The 21,028-nt window shown below is 33.5% G+C and carries 20 protein-coding genes; 14 read left to right on the forward strand and 6 right to left on the reverse strand.

What is annotated here, in order from left to right; translation table 11 throughout:
- Position 1 precedes the first annotated feature (1 nt).
- The 6 genes from glpK to ACTTAR_RS06650 form a co-directional block, all read right to left on the reverse strand.
- On the reverse strand, positions 2 to 1,480 hold the full coding sequence (gene glpK, locus ACTTAR_RS06625) for a glycerol kinase GlpK (protein ID WP_440698076.1): 1,479 nt from the start codon (positions 1,478 to 1,480) through the stop codon (positions 2 to 4).
- Positions 1,481 to 1,484: 4 nt separating this feature from the next.
- Positions 1,485 to 3,638 (reverse strand): ABC transporter permease, encoded by a 2,154-nt coding sequence (locus tag ACTTAR_RS06630; protein ID WP_440698077.1) that lies wholly within the window; start codon positions 3,636 to 3,638, stop codon positions 1,485 to 1,487.
- A gap of 3 nt (positions 3,639 to 3,641) precedes the next feature.
- On the reverse strand, positions 3,642 to 4,673 hold the full coding sequence (locus ACTTAR_RS06635; protein ID WP_440633620.1) for a quaternary amine ABC transporter ATP-binding protein: 1,032 nt from the start codon (positions 4,671 to 4,673) through the stop codon (positions 3,642 to 3,644).
- Positions 4,674 to 4,738: 65 nt separating this feature from the next.
- A complete protein-coding gene (locus ACTTAR_RS06640; protein WP_440698078.1) occupies positions 4,739 to 5,290 on the reverse strand; it encodes a hypothetical protein in 552 nt (183 codons plus the stop codon).
- On the reverse strand, positions 5,290 to 5,667 hold the full coding sequence (locus ACTTAR_RS06645; RefSeq protein WP_440698079.1) for an MORN repeat-containing protein: 378 nt from the start codon (positions 5,665 to 5,667) through the stop codon (positions 5,290 to 5,292). Before ACTTAR_RS06645 ends, ACTTAR_RS06640 begins: the two co-directional genes overlap by 1 nt.
- An 83-nt stretch (positions 5,668 to 5,750) precedes the next feature.
- Positions 5,751 to 6,695 carry an ABC transporter substrate-binding protein gene (locus ACTTAR_RS06650; RefSeq protein WP_440681018.1) on the reverse strand — a complete coding sequence of 315 codons (945 nt, stop codon included), beginning with the start codon at positions 6,693 to 6,695 and terminating at the stop codon, positions 5,751 to 5,753.
- A 145-nt stretch (positions 6,696 to 6,840) separates the two neighbouring features.
- Here ACTTAR_RS06650 and gcvT point away from each other — a divergent pair, with 145 nt between their 5' ends.
- From gcvT to ACTTAR_RS06720, 14 genes are all read left to right on the forward strand, one after another.
- Entirely contained in the window at positions 6,841 to 9,180 is a 2,340-nt protein-coding gene (gene gcvT, locus ACTTAR_RS06655) for a glycine cleavage system aminomethyltransferase GcvT (protein ID WP_440698080.1), read from the forward strand.
- A 4-nt stretch (positions 9,181 to 9,184) separates the two neighbouring features.
- Positions 9,185 to 9,535, forward strand: a complete 351-nt coding sequence (locus ACTTAR_RS06660) for a hypothetical protein (protein WP_440656951.1) — start codon at positions 9,185 to 9,187, stop codon at positions 9,533 to 9,535.
- Between the two features lie 102 nt (positions 9,536 to 9,637).
- Positions 9,638 to 10,966: an NAD(P)/FAD-dependent oxidoreductase gene (locus ACTTAR_RS06665; RefSeq protein ID WP_440698081.1), complete on the forward strand. Its 1,329-nt coding sequence runs from the start codon at positions 9,638 to 9,640 to the stop codon at positions 10,964 to 10,966.
- Positions 10,967 to 11,036: 70 nt separating this feature from the next.
- Positions 11,037 to 12,506 (forward strand): glutamine synthetase family protein, encoded by a 1,470-nt coding sequence (locus ACTTAR_RS06670; RefSeq protein WP_440681021.1) that lies wholly within the window; start codon positions 11,037 to 11,039, stop codon positions 12,504 to 12,506.
- 38 nt (positions 12,507 to 12,544) lie between these two features.
- A complete protein-coding gene (locus tag ACTTAR_RS06675; RefSeq protein WP_440681023.1) occupies positions 12,545 to 13,489 on the forward strand; it encodes a glutamine amidotransferase in 945 nt (314 codons plus the stop codon).
- Positions 13,477 to 14,331, forward strand: coding sequence for a GXGXG motif-containing protein (locus ACTTAR_RS06680; RefSeq protein WP_428079748.1), 855 nt, complete (start codon positions 13,477 to 13,479; stop codon positions 14,329 to 14,331). The genes ACTTAR_RS06675 and ACTTAR_RS06680 overlap by 13 nt, the downstream gene beginning before the upstream one ends.
- Positions 14,331 to 15,734 carry an FMN-binding glutamate synthase family protein gene (locus tag ACTTAR_RS06685; RefSeq protein ID WP_075506196.1) on the forward strand — a complete coding sequence of 468 codons (1,404 nt, stop codon included), beginning with the start codon at positions 14,331 to 14,333 and terminating at the stop codon, positions 15,732 to 15,734. The genes ACTTAR_RS06680 and ACTTAR_RS06685 overlap by 1 nt, the downstream gene beginning before the upstream one ends.
- A 9-nt stretch (positions 15,735 to 15,743) precedes the next feature.
- Entirely contained in the window at positions 15,744 to 16,157 is a 414-nt protein-coding gene (locus ACTTAR_RS06690) for a hypothetical protein (protein WP_075506197.1), read from the forward strand.
- A 128-nt stretch (positions 16,158 to 16,285) separates the two neighbouring features.
- Positions 16,286 to 17,686 (forward strand): ammonium transporter, encoded by a 1,401-nt coding sequence (locus ACTTAR_RS06695; protein WP_440698083.1) that lies wholly within the window; start codon positions 16,286 to 16,288, stop codon positions 17,684 to 17,686.
- Between the two features lie 11 nt (positions 17,687 to 17,697).
- Positions 17,698 to 17,928 carry a hypothetical protein gene (locus ACTTAR_RS06700; protein ID WP_440618156.1) on the forward strand — a complete coding sequence of 77 codons (231 nt, stop codon included), beginning with the start codon at positions 17,698 to 17,700 and terminating at the stop codon, positions 17,926 to 17,928.
- A gap of 57 nt (positions 17,929 to 17,985) precedes the next feature.
- On the forward strand, positions 17,986 to 18,138 hold the full coding sequence (locus tag ACTTAR_RS06705; protein WP_440634356.1) for a hypothetical protein: 153 nt from the start codon (positions 17,986 to 17,988) through the stop codon (positions 18,136 to 18,138).
- A gap of 12 nt (positions 18,139 to 18,150) precedes the next feature.
- Positions 18,151 to 19,029 carry a class II glutamine amidotransferase gene (locus ACTTAR_RS06710; protein ID WP_440618154.1) on the forward strand — a complete coding sequence of 293 codons (879 nt, stop codon included), beginning with the start codon at positions 18,151 to 18,153 and terminating at the stop codon, positions 19,027 to 19,029.
- 3 nt (positions 19,030 to 19,032) lie between these two features.
- Positions 19,033 to 19,713, forward strand: coding sequence for a protein glxC (locus ACTTAR_RS06715; protein WP_440698084.1), 681 nt, complete (start codon positions 19,033 to 19,035; stop codon positions 19,711 to 19,713).
- Positions 19,714 to 21,021, forward strand: a complete 1,308-nt coding sequence (locus ACTTAR_RS06720) for an FMN-binding glutamate synthase family protein (RefSeq protein WP_440698085.1) — start codon at positions 19,714 to 19,716, stop codon at positions 21,019 to 21,021.
- Positions 21,022 to 21,028: the final 7 nt, after the last annotated feature.

Raw genomic sequence — 21,028 nt, forward strand, 5'->3', positions numbered from 1 at the left:
GTTACGCTAAAGTTTTTTTAATTGCTAGTTTCCATCCTGCTAAAAGTTCGTTTCTTAATGTTTTTTTAATTTTTGGTGAGAAAACACGATCTTTTTTCCACATATTTTTGATTTGATTTAAAGATTTATATTCTCCTATTTGAAGTCCAGCTAACAAAGCTACACCCAAAGCAGTTGTCTCTAATATTTTTGGTCTAACAACTTTTAAATTAATAATGTCAGCTAAAAATTGTGTGAACCAATTGTTTGCAACCATTCCGCCATCTACCTTAATTATTCTTGGTTTCAAACCATCCTTATTCATCGAGTCAAATAAATCAAAACTTTGATAACCAACAGATTCTACTGTTGCTCTCACTATACTTTTCCAATCACTGTCTCTTGTTAGTCCTGTAATTACTCCTCTTGCATCTGGTCTCCAATAAGGTGCCCCCATTCCGCTAAAAGCTGGTACAACAAAAACACCATCATTAATTTTAGATGACTTTGAAATTTTTTCTGTTTCAGGTGCTTTATTAATTAATTTTACTTTATCTCTTAGCCATTGTACTCCTGCGCCAGCTATAAAAATTGAACCTTCTAAGGCGTAAGTATTTTTATTATTTAATCGATAACAAATGGTAGTCAGTAATTTATTTTTTGAATTAATTTTCTTTGGACCGGTATTCATAATAACAAAAGCACCGGTACCATACGTACTTTTTATAGATCCTTTTTCAAAACAAGTTTGTCCAAATGCTGCAGCTTGTTGATCGCCAAGAACTGCAGAAATTGAAATTTCAACTCCTGTAATTTTTTTATCTGTTTTTCCAAAATTATCTGCTGAGTTTTTAACTTCTGGTAAAATTTTATGAGGAATATTTAGTTTTTTTAAAATTTCTTTATCCCATTTATTATTATTAATATTATACAGCATTGTTCTGCTTGCATTAGATGCTTCCGTTAAATGCTGCTTACCTTTTGTTAATTTCCAAATCAAAAATGTATCTACAGTCCCAAATAATAAATCATTTGAACTAAGAAGTTTTTTTGAAATTTTAACATTATCTAAAATCCATTTAATTTTAGTTGCTGAAAAATATGGATCTATAAATAATCCAGTTTTATTTCTAAATGAATTTTCATAATTTTTTTTCTTAAGTAATTTACAGTAGTCTTGAGTTCTTCTATCTTGCCATACAATTGCATTATAAATTGGCTTTCCTGTTTTTTTATTCCATAGAATTGTAGTTTCTCTTTGATTTGTAATTCCGATTGTGAGTATGTGGCCTTTTAATTTTTTTGCTTTATTTATTACTTGTTTTAAAGCGCTAAGTGTTGTGGACCAGATCTCATTTGGATTATGTTCAACCCAGCCATTTTTTGGAAAATATTGTTTAAATTCATATTGTGAAACAAAAACAATATTACCTTTTGTATCAAATAAAATTACTCTTGAAGATGTCGTTCCTTGATCGATGGAAATAATAAATTTTTTCAATGGACTAAGCTATACCTAAGTGTTTTTTTCTTTTCTCAACCCAAGTTCTGATTAAATTATCAAAAATCAATCCTATGAAAGCAACACAGATACCTAGTGTTAATCCTATTCCAGCTCCATTTTTATCTGACAATGCTTTTAAAATATATTGTCCTAAATCCTCTGTTCCAATAAAAGCTCCAATTATGACCATAAATAAAGCAAATACGATTGTTTGATTTATTCCAAGCATCATATGTGGGAAAGCTAATGGAAATTCAATCTTAGTTAATCTTTGAAATTTATTAACACCAGACATCGTTGCTGCTTCATGCAAACCAGCAGGTACACTTCTTAATCCTTCAATAGTGTATCTGGTTGCTGGAATTGTTGCGTAAACAATTACTGCAATTAAAACTGAAGTATCTGTAATTCCAAATAACATCATTACTGGAATTAAGTATACAAACGATGGGAACGTTTGAAAAATATCACAAACCCCTAACATAAACGCTGCAGACTTTTTATTTTGGAAACATAAAGTTCCAACTGTAAAACCTATTATGCAAGAAACTAATACTCCAAAAGTTGCCATGTATAATGTAACCAATGCTCTATCCCACCATGGACTTAATGCTATAAATAAAGTTAAAGCGGCAACAACTAATGCTGATCTAATTCCTCCAATTAGATAACCAGCTCCTACAGCTAATACTAAAGTGGCAACAGCTGGCATTCTTAAATATAAAGCTCTCATTGGTTGAAGCACTTCTGTAATTAACCATGTATTAAATGCTTTTATGTAAACAAAGAATGTATCAAAAATCCAATCAACACCCTTGTTCCAAAAATCAGCTGTTGAAAATCCTTTGTTGTGCGGAACTTCAAATAAATAATTAAATGTACCTTTGAAAACAAAAGTACCGATATAAGCAAGAACAATTCCAACAACTACTGATCCACCAAAAAATATAATATTTTTATTTCTTTGGAAAAAAGTAAGATTGCCGAAATAATCTTGTTGTTGATTTGCCCACGCTAATGACATTTTATCTAATAGAATTGCAATCAAACTAATACATAAACCTGCCTCAAGAGCGAGACCAATGTTAAGTTGGTTTAAAGCAAGCAATAGATTAAATCCTAGACCTTTAGCACCAATAAACGCAGAGATTACTGCCATAGAAAAACAAACCATAATTACTTGGTTAACTCCTATTAAGATATCTCTTCTTGCGGTTGGAATAAGTACTTTAGTCATTAACTGCCAATTTGTGCAACCACTCATTCTTCCTGCTTCGATCACCTCTGGAGGAACTGCTCGTAGTCCAAGAATGGTTAATAAAATCATTGGAGGAACTGCTACTACCATTGTAATTATTACAGCTGCATGATCACCAACGCCAAATAGAACAAGTGCAGGAACTAATACTGCATATTGAGGCATAGTTTGCATCACTAAAAGAATTGGATACAAAGCATTTTCAACTCTTTTACTTTTGTAAGCAGCAATACCTAGACTGATACCGAATGCAAATGACAAAGGAACAGCCACTAATATAAAAGAAAGTGTTTGCATTGAAGGTTTCCACTGACCAAAGATTGAAATATAGACCATTGTTAAACCTGCAAATAAAGCAAGTCCTATACCACTTAGTTTATATGCAAGTATTGTTGCTCCGGCTGCAACGATAGTCCAAGGTAAACCTGGTAATTCTAACCAAGGATAAGCATCAATAAAATCCCAGCTAGTGAACGCAACTATAGTTTCTAATCCACCAAGTAAAATTTCTCTAATCAACTCAATCAAAAACGTCATAAAAGACGTTAAATTTCTACTTATCTCTAATAACAGCGGTCTTGTTTTAAACTCTTGAGTATCTTCATTCCAAAACTCCATTGGCATCCACTCGTTCATTAAGAAAAATAAAGAGTCGTTTATCCAGATAGGCAACCAACCAAGTAAAGGTGGTAGTCTCCAAAACACATCAAACGCATAATAACGAACTTCTTTACCTAGAAAAAAATAAACACTTTGGTTAGGATCTTTTACAAATTCTGCTTGGCCTCTTATAAATTTATAAGTTTCAGGAACATCTATTGCAAAACATAGAGAAAAAAATACAACCAGCAAAAATATCCATTGAAACAACTTTGGGTATTTTTTTAAATATTCCATGGTCTAGCTACTATTTTTTCTTCCTCCAAAAACTGTATCAATGATTGTTGAAGGTTTTATTGAACCAATAATATTGTTATTGGAGTCAACCACTCCTACAATTTTTTCTTGGGTAAGAATTTTTTCTGCAACATTTTCGATAATGTCATCTTTTGAAACTTTTAAATCTCCTAAATTATCTTTATTTGAACTATCCATCACATCTTCAATAACTAAAACTTTTTCTCTTGGAACTTCTTCAGTAAATTTTCTTACATATTCTGTAGCTGGATTTAAAACAATGTTAGCAGGTGTATCTAGCTGTTCTATAATACCATCTTTCATAATCGCAATTCGATCCGCTAATTTTAAAGCTTCATCAAAATCATGAGTAATAAACATAATTGTTTTTTGTAATTTTTCTTGAAGTCTTAAAAATTCATCTTGCATTTCTTTTCTTATTAATGGGTCTAATGCTGAAAATGGTTCATCTAAGAACCAAATATCGGGTTCCACCGCTAAAGATCTAGCAATCCCAACTCTTTGTTGTTGACCTCCTGAAAGTTCTCTTGGAAAATAATTTTCTCTTCCATCAAGTCCAACTAGTTTGACCATTTCCATTGCTCTACTAATACTGTCTTCAGTTTTAATACCCTTTATCTGAAGTGGGAAAGCAATATTTTCTACAACTGTTTTATGAGGCAACAAAGCAAAGCTTTGGAAAACCATTCCCATTTTATTTCTTCTAAGCTCAATTAATTCTTTATTGTTTAATTGAAGTAAGTCTTGGCCTTCTATAAAAATTTTTCCTCCAGTTGCATCTGTTAATCTTGAAATACATCTTAGTAATGTTGATTTACCTGAACCAGATAAACCCATTACTACAAGCATTTCTCCTTTTGCAACTTCAAACGAAGCGTTGTTAACTCCAACTATGCAACCGTTTTCTTGAAATGTTTTTGCATCTACATTACCGTTAGATTCTTCAAGCATTTTTTTGGCATTCTCACCAAAAATTTTATAAACTGACTCACACTTAATAACGGTCTCAGACATAAATCTTTTCAAAGTTATATGAAATTCAATAAAATTTAAATGTTAATTATTGTAACCTTTCATCATTAAAAATTCTTAATATAGTAAACTCTTGTATCAATACCTGTGCTTAAAAAACTTAAGGCTTCTCCACTGACAGTGATACTTTCATCAATTCCTACATTGTTTCCACTTACGGTAAAACCTGCATAACACTTGCCTTTTTCTTGATCCCACTTAACAAATGTTTCATCAATTTTATTTCCATTTTTTGTGTAAATCTCATGTGCTCTAAAATTTAAAAAATTAGCTCCCATAATTGCACGTTGTGGAATTAATTTTGTAGCTTTACATACTTGTTCATACACTTCATCAGTTAATCTATAATGGTCAGTTCCATCAAATGACACTAATATTCCTGAAGGTAATTTAGATATTAATTCACTTAGTTTTCTTTCTTCAGCAATTCTTTGTTCTTCTAATTTCATTTTTTCTACAAGCTCATCTCCCCCTCCAAATATTCCATTTAAAACAGCAAAAAAAGCTATCACTATTACTGTAACAATAACTAATCCAATAAATTGCTTTGTTGAGTTTGAATTGTCTTCAGTTTTATTTAAACTATTTTCCTTTGACATTACTCTTGTAACTTTCCGTTTACCCAAGTGCCTGATACTTGTTTACCATCTGCCCAAGTAAATGTTCCTTGTCCATTCATAAAACCTTTGGACCATTCACCGTCATAAGTAGATCCATCTGGAAAAGTCAAAACTCCTTTTCCGCTCCATTGACTATTTTTAAATTCACCTTTGTAAATATATCCGTTAGGCCATGTCTCAACTCCTTGGCCTTCTTTTTTTGTTGCAACCCATTCACCTTCATAAGTTGTCTTATCGGTATAAATCCATTTACCAAAACCATTTTCACAGTTTCCTTCTTTACATCCTGTACTTCGAGCAAATGCAGATGAGTTAATTAAAGAAATTAAAAATATGAAAATTAGAAATTTTTTCATTTTGTCACTTTACACAAATTACAATAAAAAAAAATCCCCCCCAAACAAGTTGGGGGAGATTTTAATTTTTTTAACTTTTACCCTTATTTAGTAAAAGGTTTCCAAACTGACTCGTTGTCAGCTAACCATTTTTTAGCTGCATCTTCGTGAGTCATTTTATCAACATCAACTAAAGCTGCCATCGCACCAATGTGACTTGTTGAGAATGACATCTTTTTAAATGCTGCTGCTGCATCTGGGTGAGTTTTTGGGAAATCCTCATGAACAGCTTTTTTCAAGTATCCATCAGGAGAACCACATTTACCATCACCACCATCTTCTGGTCTGCAACCTGCTGTGTAAGGAGGGAAGTCAATAAATGTGAAACCAGCACCATCTGTAAAGTTTGGTGTCCAGTTAAAGATTATAGTTCCTCTTCCTTCTTTTTCAGCAGCTGCTAATTCAGCCCAAAGTGCATCTGCACCTCCAGCAAATTTAACCCACCAAAGATCACCTAAACCTAAAGCTTCAATTCTTTGTGGAATTAAATCACCGTGCCAACTTTGAGGTCCTTCCAACATTCTTCCTTTTCCATCTGGAGAGTCAGGTGTTGTAAAGTTTTTAGCACAGTCTGGATTTTTTAAAGCTGTCCAATCTGGTAGACCTGGGCACAAACCTTTTTCAACAACCCAGTTCGGGTAGCCCATATCTTCAAGAGTTCTTGCCTCATGATCACCCCAGTCAAGTAAACCACCTTTGTCTAAAGCAGTAGTAAATGACTTACCGAATGCAGACTCCCATACTTCGTGAGAAATAGTTACGTCTCCAATTCTGATTGATTCATAAACTGCTTGTGAGTCAGCGTTTACATATTTTACGTTGTTACCCATGCTTTCAAAAATTCCACCAATAACGTAAGCCATTACAATTTGAGATGACCAGTTATGAGTTGGGATTACGATGGGCTTTTTGCTATCAGCGTTAGAAATTCCTGAGAAACTTACTACAGAAATAACTAGAGCAGATAATAATGACATTATTTTTTTCATTTTTTTCCCCTCTATTAATATTAATAACGACACTCTATGTTAAAACGAATAGCTAGGTAAAGAATTATTAGTTCTAAAAAATATATATATATTTAATCAATAAAAATGATGATAAAAAATATATCAATATTAAAAAATTTTAAAAATGTTTGGAACAAGTAAAGACATTAAAAATCCTGGATTAAATATTTTACCACCTGGGGTTGAAAGACATATTGTAAATGGCGGCGCTCTTACTGCTTTTCAAATTTTTCCAGACGATGAAATAGAAATTATTAATGATGAAGGAAATCAAATTTGTGAAATAATTTGTTTTAATAAAGATGGAAAGTCAGAATTAGGAATTTTAAATTTAAAAGAAAACAGTCAAAAAAATTTTATAAGAGACATTTTAAATAGAAAAGATGAAACAATCTTAGCAACAAATTATCAATTAAAAAAAAGAAACTTAAATATAAAAGAATCTAAATCGTCCATAATTTTTGATCTTGATACAAAAGCTGAAGAAAAGATTAAACTTAAATCAAAAGATAAATGTTATGCAATCTTTGCTGCACCTGGCGAAAATATGGATGTTACCAAACAAAATCCACCGACAGATTTAACTATATTTATTAAAAGAGCAAAAATTACAAATGATAAAGAGCTAAGCGTTATACCTGATCCAGTTTTTGAACCACTTTATGAAGAAAACATAGATAAAGAAACCTCAACATCTTACCAAGTTAAAGAAGGAGATTACATTCAAGTTATAAGTCCAACTGGGAGACAATGTTCAGACTTTGTAGCATTTGATACAAAAAAATTAGAAAAAGGAATTGAAAAAGGATTGGATTGGCAAACAACTAGAACGTTTATGGGAAACACTTTTCCCGGTCCTGGATTACATTCAAAATTTTATGATACTGATCATGAACCCTTAGTAGAAGTAATAAGAGATACCGTTGGTAAACATGATACTTTTAATCTTGCATGCACTTCAAAATATTATGAAGATGCAGGTTACTTTGGTCATCCTAATTGCTCTGACAATTTAACTGAGAGTATGTCTAAATATGGAGTTCAAAAACAAAAGGGATGGCATGCAATTAATTTATTTTTTAATACTTCGGCTGCTGGATTAAACTCGGTAATATCAGACGAATCTTATTCTAGACCAGGTGACTATGTAATGTTTAGAGCGTTAAAAGATTTAACAATAGGTACCACAGCATGTCCTAGCGATATTGATGCTTGTAATTCATGGAATCCTACTGAAATTTTTGTTAGAACTTATGACAAAAATAAAGAATTTAGAAAGTCATTTGCTTTTCGAATGAAAACAGATTCAGAAAAAAAATTAACAAGAAATTCAGGTTTCCACGAACGTACATCTCAACTAACTAGAAATTATGTTGATGCAAGAGGTTTTTGGCTTCCAAATGATTATACGAAACACGGAATAGTAAATGAATATAATGCCTGCAGAAACGACGCCGTTTTAATTGACTTATCTTCTCTTAGAAAATTTGAAATAATAGGTCCAGATGCTGAAGAATTATTAAACTACACACTTACTAGAAACATCAAAAAATTATCAGTTGGCCAAGTTGTTTATTCTGCAATGTGCTATGAAAATGGAATGATGTTTGATGATGGAACATTATTAAGATTAAGTGAAACAGGATTTAGATGGATATGTGGTGATGAATATGCTGGAGAATGGCTAAAAGAAATAGCAAAGAAAAAAAATTTTAATGCGAATGTGAAAAATTCAACTGACCAAATTAGTAATGTTTCTATACAAGGTCCAAAAAGTAGAGAAATTTTAAAAAAGATAATTTTTACACCACCTACTCAACCATCTATTGATGAGCTTGGTTGGTTTAGATTTACAATTTGTAGAATTGAAGAATTACAAGGTATTCCATTAATCGTTTCCAGAACAGGTTATACAGGTGAGCTTGGTTATGAAGTTTGGTGTCATCCAAACCATGCTCCTGAGGTTTGGGATAAGTTAATGGAAGCGGGAAAAGATGATGGATTAATTCCTGCTGGTTTTGCTGCTCTTGATAAACTTAGAATAGAAGCTGGATTAATTTTATTTGGAAATGAATTTGATGGTCAACAAGATCCCTTTGAAGCAGGAATTGGATTTGCGGTTCCTTTGAAAACTAAAGAAGAAGATTTCATTGGTAAAGAAGAATTGATTAAAAGAAAAAACAATCCACAAAAAAAATTAGTTGGCTTAGAATTAATTGGAAAAGAAATTGCTGGGCATGGTGATTGTGTTCATATTGGCAGAGCTCAAGTAGGTGTTGTTACAAGTGGATGTCTATCATCAACTCTAAATAAAAATGTAGCCTTGTGTAGAATTGATGCTCAATACTCAGAAATTGGAACAGAAGTTGAAGTTGGAAAAATAGATGGTCACCAAAAAAGAATTAATGCAAAAGTTGTTGGGTTTCCATTCTACGATCCAACTAAATCTAGAGTAAGATCTTAAAAAAATGCCAAAAGAAAAAAAGACCCTTTTAGATTTTTGGGAAGAGCAAATGAAACAATCTCATACTTCTAGTAATTATTTTTTCAGAAAGTCACCTTCTCATTATCATATGATGTTGTTAGTTATGTCTGCATTTAAAGAAGGCTCAAAATTATCTGTTGAAGAATTAAAAACAAAATTATTTAAAACATCTAGGCCAAAATCAGCATTAATAATTACTGAAGCTTGTGAAAAAGGATTCTTTAAACTAGAAAAAACTTCAACTGATCAGCGAATTAAAAATATAGTCCCAAGTGAGTCATTTATTAAAGAATTTAATGACTACTTAGAAACACTAAAAAACATCAGTTATTAATTCATTTTTTGACTGATTTAAAAAGTATCTAATTTTTATATATAATTTTTACTTCTATAAATAATTATATTAATTAACATTATCAAAAAATAATGTTTTGATATGGCGACATTACCCTCAAAAGCAAAAGTAGTGATAATCGGTGGTGGTATACACGGTTTAAGTACTGCATGGAAACTTTCAGAAACTTACAAAAATCCTGGCGACATAGTTGTATTAGAAAAAAAAGATACAGCTGCTGGTGCAAGTGGAATTGCATGTGGTGTTGTAAGAAATAATTATTTTCAGCCAGCAATGAGAGAGTTGATGGCTCATTCAGTTTCGGTTTGGGAAAGTGATCCGAAAGCATTTAAATATAATCCAGTTGGATACTTACAAATATCTCCAGAAGTTATGCATGAGGATGTTGCGAGTATTTATGAACAACAAAAAGCAATTGGATACGAGTCAGTTTTTATTGAAGGTGAAAAAGATTGCACAAATTACATGAAGGGAATTTTTGATGATTGGCAAGCTCAAGGTATCACTTCTGTACTTCATGAGAAAAAAGGTGGATACGCATTTAATAAAGACTCAATTAAAGCATTAGAAAGTAAATCTACATCTAATGGTGTTCAGGTTATGAAAGGTGTAAGAGTAACAGGTTTTAAAAAAGGAAGTAACAGTCAAGCAGTAACTGGTGTTGAAACTGACAAAGGAACTATTGAGTGCGAACAAGTAGTTGTTGGTGCAGGACCATGGGCAAGAGATTTTTGGAATATGTTAGAGTTACCAAAGACAGCTCACATAAAAGGTAAAGATGGTAAGATGCATGAAACTGATATGTGGACTTATTGGATGCTTCAAGAAGGAGTTATCGGAGTTGAGCCAGATTTCTTAAAAACAAATGATGGTAAACAACCACCTGTAGTTCACGTTGACTCAACGGCACCTTTATATTCTGACAAAACAAAAAAATTATTAACAGATAAAATTTGGGGAATTTATTACAAACCTGATATTGAAGGTTTAGGTGTACAAGGTGGAACTTCTCCTTACATTGTTAAAAAACATTTTGATGAAGTAAATGTTGATCCTTATGGAATTGAATCTCCAGAGTATCAAACAACAGACGCTTTTAGTGAAATGTGGTGTTCAGCACTTGCGCACTGCCAAAAAAGATTTGAAGGAAAATCAGATTTATACAGAAAAGGACCATCAGGTGGTTTAGGCTGTATGACACCTGACTCTTTTCCTATCTTCGATAGATTTTTTGAAAACGTTTACATGATTGCTGATGCTAATCACGGATATAAAATGATTGGTGTTGGTGAACTTGTTGCAAAAGAAATTCTTGGTACTGAAAGTGATTTATTGAAGCCGTTTAGATTCAACCGTTACGAGAAGGGTGAACTTCATCCGACTTCTAACAGTCCGTTCCCTTGGAGTTAAACTCTAAGCCTAGACACGAATAAAGTTTTCAGCTACGCTTGAATATTTAATAATTCATTGAGGGGTGAAAATGACGGATCTAGAAAAACATGTTAACCAGCCAGGTAGAGCTAAACTAGTAAAAAAAGTTCGAGAAAAAATTAACGAACTTGGGATAACTTATATTTATTATCAATTTATTTCTGTAACAGGAAGAGTCGTAGGTAAAGGTATACCTGCAGATCACTGGGAAAGAACAGCAGAAAAAGGATTTCAATTAGTTTACGGAGCAACAGCAAACTTATTTTTAGATCGTCATAATAACTATATTGGTTATGGTCCAGAGGCTATGGAACTTGTTGGAATTCCTGATCCAGAAACTTTTGTTCAACTACCTTGGGACAAAAGAGTTGGAAGAGTTTTTGTAACATGTTTTAGAAACAGAGAAGAAAGAAAAAATCCAGGAGGTCACTTAACTTCAGACTGTAGAGGAAATCTAAGAATTTTCATGGATGAATTTAAGAAAAAACATGGTCTAGAATTAAGAGTTGGTACTGAGCCTGAAATGATGTGGTTAACAAAAAATGAGGATGGAACCCCTACAGGTAAAGGTTTTTCTAAACCATTCTGTTATCACATTGATCAATTTGAGTCGTTGAGACCAGTATTTATGAAGGTAATTGAATACGCAAAAGCGATGGGACTTGATATGATTCAAGGGGATCACGAAGATGCACCAGGTCAATTAGAATTAAACTGGACTTATGATAACGTTTTAAGAAACGCAGATAGATTATCAACATACAGACAAATTTGTGCTCAAGTTGCAAGAGAACATAACTTGATAGCTTGCTTTATGACTAAACCTTTCATGGGAGTTTCTGCAAGTGGATGTCATACTAATATGTCTCTATGGAAAGGTGGAAAAGTTAAAGTAAACAAACTTGGAAACAAAAAACTTCCAGGTGTTGAAGAAGTATTTAGTTACGTTGAAGGTGGAACAAATACTTTTATGCCTGATACTAAAGATATGCAATTACCAGGTAAAATTGGTTTGCAATCAATTGCGGGTATCATGGAACACTTGCCAGCACTAACAGCATTAGGATCTTCTACTGTTAACTCTTATAGAAGATTATGGGACCAAGGTTTCTGGGCACCAGTTTATGCTGACTGGGGATACCAAAATAGAACTTGTGGATTAAGAGTTTCTGCACCAGGTAGATTTGAATACCGATCAGTAGACTCTATGCATAATCCATACTTATTAGGTGCAGCATTACTAAAAGCATGTGATCATGGAATTAGTAAAAAATTAAAACCAGCTGCTCCTGAGTCTAGAAATATTTACGAAGCTCAAAAAGCTGGTAAAGATGTTAAAAAACTTCCATTAAGTCTTGGTGAAGCTTTGGCTAGACTTGCAGAGGATGAGGTTATCAAATCTGCAATGCCAGATGAAATGTATAAAGTTTTCCACTGGTACAAAAATGATGAGTGGGAAAGATTCTTGGGTGCTACTACTCAATGGGATCTGGATACTTATCTTGATTGCTTACCGTAGGTCGTTAATTAATAGATAGATAGAAAGGTATAAAGGATATGTGTGGGATAGCAGGATTAATTCATAGAGGAAAATCCTCAAATGTTGGAAGCGAATTACAAGGAATGCTTCAAGCGTTAAAACATAGAGGTGAAGACTCTACTGGGTATGCTTTGTATGGAGATACAGACGGCAAAAATTTCATCATGCGTTTTAAAGTTGGTGAGAACGTTGGAGAAGGAAGTTCATCAATTATGGAAGATGTTTCTGTATATGATGAAAGAAAAAAAGTTGTAGATCAAACTTTAGCTGAAATGGGAGCTAAAGTTGTTAAAGAAGAAAGAACACTTCCCTACTCTTTAAGATATGAAATTGATTACAATGCAAAAGATTTGTTAGATTTTTCTCAAAGAATAGAAAGCATTCCGGGTGTAGAGATTTTATCTATGGGTAAATCATTAGAGGTTATTAAAGATTTAGGTAACGCGAAAATGGTTTGTGATAGATATAGTCTAGATAAACTTGTTGGAACTCATGCAATAGGTCATGCTAGAATGGCAACTGAGTCTGGTGTTGATATCAAATCTGCCCATCCTTTCTGGGGCTATCCTTTTAGTGACGTTTCTGTAGTTCACAATGGTCAGTTAACCAACTATTGGAACAATAGAAGAGTTTTAGAAAATAAAGGAATGAGATTTATGTCTGAGTGTGACTCAGAACTAATCGCAGTTTATCTTGCAGAAAAAATGAGAGATGGAGCAACTTTAGAAGAAGGTATGAAAGAGAGTTTAACTGGTTTAGACGGAGTATTTACTTACTTCGTGGCGACAAAAGACTCTTTAGGTATGGCTAAAGACACTATGGCTGCAAAACCTTTAGTTTTATATGAGTCAGATGATTTAGTTGCAATGGGATCAGAAGAAATAGCTATTAGATCTGTATTACCACAAGAAATAGACACATATGATCCATTTGATGGGGAGGTAAAAGTATGGCAAATCTAAAAACTGTATCTAAAAAATCTAAAGCCCAATCTATGGGTATGCATACTGAGGTTTTAACAGGAAGAACTCAACAAAAATTCTTTAATCCTGATGAAGCTGAAAACTTTTATTATTTTGGAACATACGATGTAGATTTTAATAAAAGAACTGAGCTTGATGTAAAAGATATGACAGCTCCAGAAGCTAATAAGGAAATTGATAATTTAATGAGCCAAGGTTACGGAACAATTGTAATCAAAAACCCTCAAGGAAAACACAGTTTAGGTGTTGGTATTTTAAATAAACTTAATTTAATTTTTGAAGGAAGTTTAGGATACTTTGGCATGGGTTCGTGCGATGGTCCAATCGTTAGAATTAACGGAAGAGTTGGTTGGTCATGTGCTGAAAACCTTATGGCTGGAAAAGTAGTTATTGAAAAAAATGCTGGCTCTTGTTTTGGTGCGGCTATCAGAGGTGGAGATTTAATCTGCAAAGGTAGCGTTGGTGCTAGAACTGGTATTGATATGAAAGGTGGAACTATCATTATTGGTGGAGATGCTGGTGCATTCACTGGTTTCATGATGCAGAGAGGAAGAATAATAATTCTTGGTAATGTTGGAATTAATTTAGGAGACTCGATGTACGATGGAACTATTTTTGTTGGTGGTGAAATTGGATCTTACGGAAGTGATGCAGTAGACGCTGAGCTAACAGATAGTGACCAAGATTGGTTAAAAAGAAAATTAAAAGTTGCAGAAATTGGTGAAAATTTTGATGTAAGTAAAATGAAAAAAATTGTAGCTGGTAAAAAACTTTGGAATTACGATAATTTAGAACCTACAGAGAAGAAGGGAGCAATTTAATGCCTAAGAAGAAAAGCAAAAAAAATGGTAAAGGTGTTGGTGGAAAAGCTGATGTCCATGCACATGAAGAAGGAAAAAGAAATAAAAGTCTACTAGGACATAATGCTATTTTTACTCCTGAAGTAATAGACGACATTCACATTAAATCTCAATTAGGAAGATACAGAATGCGTGGAATGGCATTAATGAAAAAAATTCCAACATTCGATGATTTGGTATTTTTACCTGGAACGCTTACAAGATTTGTAATCGAAGGTTATAGAGAAAAGTGTGAAACTAAAACTGTAATTGGTCCAAGATGTGAAAACCCAATTGAATTAGATATACCTGTTTACATTACAGGAATGAGTTTTGGTGCACTTTCATATGAAGCAAAAACAGCTTTAGCAAGAGGAGCTACTATGGCAGGAAGCGCTACTTGTTCAGGTGAAGGTGGAATGATACCAGATGAAAGAAGATATTCAGAGAAATGGTATTACCAATGTATTCAATCAAGATATGGTTTCAATCCACATCATGCTCAATTAGCAGATGGAATTGAAGTGTTTATTGGACAAGGACAAAAAGTTGGTATGGGTGGACACTTAATGGGTCAAAAAGTAACTGACCAAGTTGCTGAAATGAGATCATTACCCTCTGGTATTGACCAAAGATCACCAGCTAGACACCCTGACTGGTTAGGTCCAGATGACTTGGCTCTAAAAGTTGAAGAGTTAAGACAGTTAACAAAAAATAAAGTTCCAATTCAGTTAAAACTTGGTGCATCAAAAGTTTACGACGATGTACGTATGGCTGCAAAATGTGATCCAGACTCTATTTATCTAGATGGTATGGAAGGGTCTACAGGAGCAGGACCTCACATTGCTGCTGCAAACACTGGAATTCCAGGAATTGCTGCTATTAGAGAAGCAAGAAGAGCAATTGATGATGTGGGTAAAACTGGAAAAGTAACATTAATTTATGCAGGTGGAATAAGAGATGGTGCTGATATGGCTAAAGCTTTAGCACTTGGTGCTGATGCAATTGCAATTGGTACTGGTTCAATGATTGCACTTAATTGTAATAAAGATATTCCAGAAGCTGATTTCGAAAAAGAAATGGGTGTAAAAGCTGGAGAGTGTTATCACTGCCACACTGGAAGATGTCCAGTTGGTGTTGCTACACAAGATCCTAAATTAAGAGCAAGATTAAATCCTGATGATGCAGCATTGAGAGTATATAACTATCTACACTCAATGACTTTGGAAGCTCAATTATTAGCTAGAGCTTGTGGTAAGACAAATATTCATTCGTTGGAACCAGAAGATTTAGCAGCTTTAACTTCTGAAGCTTCTGCATTAGCGAAAGTTCCACTTGCAGGTACAAACTACACTGTTGGTGTTGATAACTATCATAAAATATAAGAGGTAATGATGGCTAAAAAGAAAACTAAAAAAACTAAATCGAAAGCTAAAGTTTCAAAAGTTAAGTTTGGAGTAAAAAAACAAACTGCTAGAGAAAAAATGATAGGCCAGTCGATTGGTTATAGATATGACGTTAACCTGTTGCCTGATTATAAGAAAATAACTCCATTCTTAAAAAAATATATTGAGGCAATGGGATGGGATGATTTAAATTGGTTGGAAGATGTACACATGGGTTACGAAGAAGGAAGACCTGCTGTGTTTTGTAGAAATGCAAATGGATGGGTAACAATTCCAAAATCAATTAAACTTCCTAACAATCAACAAGACAGAGACATGATTGCAAGAGAGCTTTTAGTTAAATTTCAAATGTCTCCAAAACATCCTCTTGTTGATTTGAAAAAAGCTTATTTAAAGTTTTAATACTACAATCAAAAGTTGATTTATTTTAAAAAAACCTAGTTTAATAACTAGGTTTTTTTATGCTCTTTATATTTGTATCGAACCATAAAATTTTATATGATTTTTAAAACTAATATGGGGAGAGAATAATGACTGATCAGTTAGCTGCTCTTACTACCATATTTACAGAATTCTACTATTGGGTAACAGTAGTACTGATGTTTTTAATTCACGTCGGATTCTGTATGTATGAAGTTGGAGCTTCTCGATACAAACACCATCAACATACTCTTATGAAAAACACAATGCTGATACCTTTGGTAACAGTAACTTGGTTTTTATTTGGTTGGTGGATTTACTGGGCTTTTCCAACAGGACCTGGATTAGCACCTTCAATAATGAATGAGAGTACCGCTCTAATCACAGACGAGTCTGCGTTTAGTGCTACTTGGTATACAGCTACAAGTGAACTTATGGCGATCAATCTAGGAGATCACATTTCTGGTGTCTTCTGGGCTGCATTCCTTCTGTTTTCTTGGACAGCTGCTTCTATCGTTTCAGGAGCAATCATTGAAAGAATTACAACTTTTGCATTTGGTATTTTAGCAATTGCAATTGGATCTGTATTTTGGACAATTGATGCTGCTTGGGGATGGCACTTTGATGGATGGATGCTAAAACTTTTAGGATATCATGATGCATATGCATCAGGAGTAATTCACGCAGTAGCAGGTGGATTTGCTTTAGGTGTTCTTGTGGTTTTGGGTCCTAGAATTGGAAAATTCTCATCAAGTGGTGAGCCAAGAAACATTGGGCCTAGAAATCCTTGGCTAGTAACAGTAGGATTATTTTTAATTTACACTGGTTTCTGGGGATTTTATGCTGCATGTAACATTCCAATTTTTGACTTAGGTCCAGAATATGGAATGGAAGGTATATCTTATTGGACAGCTACAAACATTTACGTAACTCCTACTACACTTAGTGGTATTACCTTTAACTTCTTGATGTCATTATCAGGAGGATTACTGGCCGGATATTGGATTGCTAAAGGTGATCCTTTCTGGACATACTCTAGTGGACTAGCAGGTGTTATCTGTGCTTCAGCTGGAAATGACTTATATCATCCAATTCAATCAATGATCATTGGTATGATCGGTGTTGTGATTGCATACAAACTACATTACTGGGTTGAACGTAAGTTCAAAATCGATGATGCAGTTGGTGCAGTAGCAGTTCATGGTTATGCAGGATTTGTTGGTCTTATAATTTGTGGTTTTGTTTTATGGGGCTACCCTTCATCTGGTTACAGTGTGGGTGCTATGTGGGATGGAACTACTTATGCAACAATCAATCCTGTAGGACAGTTCATTGGAGCAATAATTATGTTTGTTGTTCTTGGACTAATACCAGGCTATGTCATAGCTAAAGTACTTCACGGTATGGGTAAATTAAGAATCCCTCGTGAGGTAGAAATAGCTGGACTAGATTATGAAATGATGGAGGCTGCTAAAGAAGACGAAAAAGCAGTTTCATCTGCAACCAGGTAAAGGAGAAATATATGGCTACAGTAACAAACTGGATAGATCACCTTAACAAGCCAGCTGAAGAAGTGGTTGGTGCTGTTTACCCTGGTGCTGGATCTAGTGAAGGAATACTAGTAATCATTGCTGTAATCTTATGGATTGGTTGGCATGTCTTGACTGCAAAATCTGAGAGTGATGAACTTTCAAGATTAGCTAAAAAGAAACATGGTGCTAACGACCATAAAAGCAATATTACTGATTGGTAATTAAAATTAAAAGAAGGCGTCACATAATTTGTGGCGCCTTTTTTTTTGGAAAAAATTATGAAAGATCAAAATAATGAAGAATTAAGACCCTCTAAAATGAGAGGGGTAGCTTTTCCTAAGGCGAAATACGGAGTTATAGCTGCTGTGATAATTATTGTAGTGGTTAATCTAATCTACTATAAGGATTTTTTAATATCTTTATTTAAATAATCTTAAGAAATTATGTGTGGAATAGTTGGAATTTATTTAAAAACAAAAAAATACGAAAAACATTTAGGTAAATTTTTATCTGGAATGCTAGATGGTATGGCAACAAGAGGACCTGACAGTGCAGGATTTGCAATTTACACCAAAGAAAATAATAAAAATTATAAATATTCAATTTGTCTTAACAAATTAGAATTCAGCGAATTTAAAAAAAAAATATCCAAATATCTAAAAGGAATAAAATTAAATAACTACTCAGATCATGTAGTTTTAGAAACAAGAGAGAAACCCGCTAAAACTCTTAATTTACTAAAAGAAAAAATACCTGAAGTTTCTTTGGTTGGTTACGGAAAAAGTATTAATATTTTTAAGCAAACTGGAAATCCTAAAGATGTAGTTAAAAAATTTAAACTTTCCTCTTTTTCTGGAACACATGGAATTGGACATACAAGAATGGCAACTGAAAGTGCAATCACAACTGAAGGGTCTCATCCCTACTCTACTTCAGAAGATGAATGTTTGGTGCACAATGGTTCTTTATCAAACCATAACAATGTAAGAAGATCACTAATCAAAGAAGGTCAAAATTTTAATTCAGAAAATGATACTGAGGTCGCAGCAGGATATATTTCAAATCAAATATCAAAAGGGAAAGATTTAGAAAAAACTTTAAAAAATAGCTTAAAAGATCTTGATGGTTTTTATACATTTATAGCAGGAACAAAAAATGGCTTTGCATTGTTAAGAGATGAAATCGCTTGTAAGCCAGCAGTTGTTGCTGAAACAAAAGATTATGTTGCAGTCGCATCAGAATTTCAAGCAATGGCTCATCTTCCAAATGTAAACTCAGCTAAAATTTTTGAACCAAAACCTGGTGTGGTTTATCACTGGTAAAATATGAAGTTTGATTTAAATAAAAAAACACTTAGAGAGGTTAATAATCATCTGCAAAATATTGATCGAAAAAAAAATAATAGAAAATTTGAAATTTTAAATCCTCAAGGGCAACATGCTATATGTGCAGGATTAAAAGATGATATAGATATTAAAATTAAAGGACATACTGGATATTACTGTGCTGGTATGAATCAAAAAGCAAATATTACAGTTGAAGGAAATGTAGGAACTGGCGTTGCTGAAAACATGATGTCAGGTCAAGTTGTTGTAAAAGGAAATGCATCTCAATCTGCAGGTGCAACAGGTCATGGAGGAGTATTGGTTATTGAAGGTGATGCAAGCTCTAGATGTGGAATATCAATGAAAGGTATTAACATTGTTGTAAAGGGTTCTGTTGGTCATATGTCAGCATTCATGGCTCAAAAAGGAAATCTTGTTGTGATGGGTGATGCAGATTCTGATCTAGGGGATTCGATTTATGAGGCTAAAATATTTGTAAAAGGTAAAGTTAAAAGCTTAGGTGCAGATTGTGTTGAAAAAAAAATGGATAAAAAAAATATAGATGAATTAAGTAAACTATTCAAAAAACTTAATATTTCAGAAGACCCTAAAACTTTTAAAAGATATGGATCATCTAGAAAATTATATAATTTTAAAATTGATAACGTTGGATCTTATTAAATGAAAAAAAATCTTAAAGAATTTAAAACATTTCCAAGCTCAACTATTAAAGAGATACAAAGAGCTGCTAATGAAGGAATTTATCAAATAAGAGGTTTAGGAGCTAAACGTAAGGTTCCAGATTTTGATGATTTAGTTTTTTTAGGAGCATCAATGTCAAGATATCCATTAGAAGGTTACAGAGAAACTTGTAATACCTCAGTAGTCTTAGGAGACAGATTTGCCAAAAAACCAATTGAATTAAACATTCCAATTACAATTGCTGGAATGAGTTTTGGGGCCTTAGGAGCAAATGCGAAGGAAGCTCTTGGAAGAGGTGCTTCTGCAATGGGAACTTCTACAACAACAGGTGATGGTGGTATGACTAAAGAAGAAAGAGGTTCATCAAAATATTTGGTTTATCAGTTATTGCCATCAAGATATGGAATGAATCCAGATGATCTAAGAAAAGCTGATGCTATTGAAGTTGTTGTTGGTCAAGGTGCTAAACCAGGCGGCGGTGGAATGCTTCTTGGTCAAAAAATTAACAAAAGAATAGCGGGTATGAGAACTTTACCTGAGGGAATAGATCAAAGAAGTGCATGTAGGCACCCTGATTGGACAGGTCCTGATGATCTTGAAATTAAAATTCAAGAATTAAGAGAAATAACTAATTGGGAAAAACCAATTTATATTAAAGTAGGTGCTGCTAGACCTTATTACGATACAACATTGGCAGTAAAAGCTGGTGCAGATGTAGTGGTGTTAGATGGAATGCAAGGAGGAACTGCAGCTACTCAAGATGTATTTATAGAACACGTTGGAATTCCAACTTTAGGAGCTTTAAGAGAAGCGGTTGATGCACTTAAAGAATTAAATATGCATAGAAAGGTTCAATTAATTGTATCTGGAGGAATAAGAACTGGTGCTGACGTTGCAAAAGCAATGGCATTGGGTGCTGATGCTGTATCTATTGGATCAGCAGCAATGATGGCTCTAAATTGTAATGCTGAATTGTATGTTGATGATTATAAAAAACTAGGAACTGAACCTGGATATTGTCACCATTGTCATACAGGTAAGTGTCCGGTTGGAGTTGCAACACAAGATCCTAAATTAGAAAAAAGATTAGACCCAATAGAAGGTGGAAAAAGAATTAAGAATTATTTAACAACTTTAACTTTAGAGTTGCAAACATTGGCAAGAGCTAATGGAAAATCAGATGTAAGAAACTTAGAACCTGAGGATTTGGCGGCACTAACTGTTGAGGCTGCAGCAATGGCAAGGGTTCCATTAGCTGGTACAGATTGGATACCAGGAAAAAAATAATTGAATT

The organism is Candidatus Pelagibacter sp. HIMB1709, assembly GCF_052047635.1.
Taxonomy (GTDB): domain Bacteria; phylum Pseudomonadota; class Alphaproteobacteria; order Pelagibacterales; family Pelagibacteraceae; genus Pelagibacter.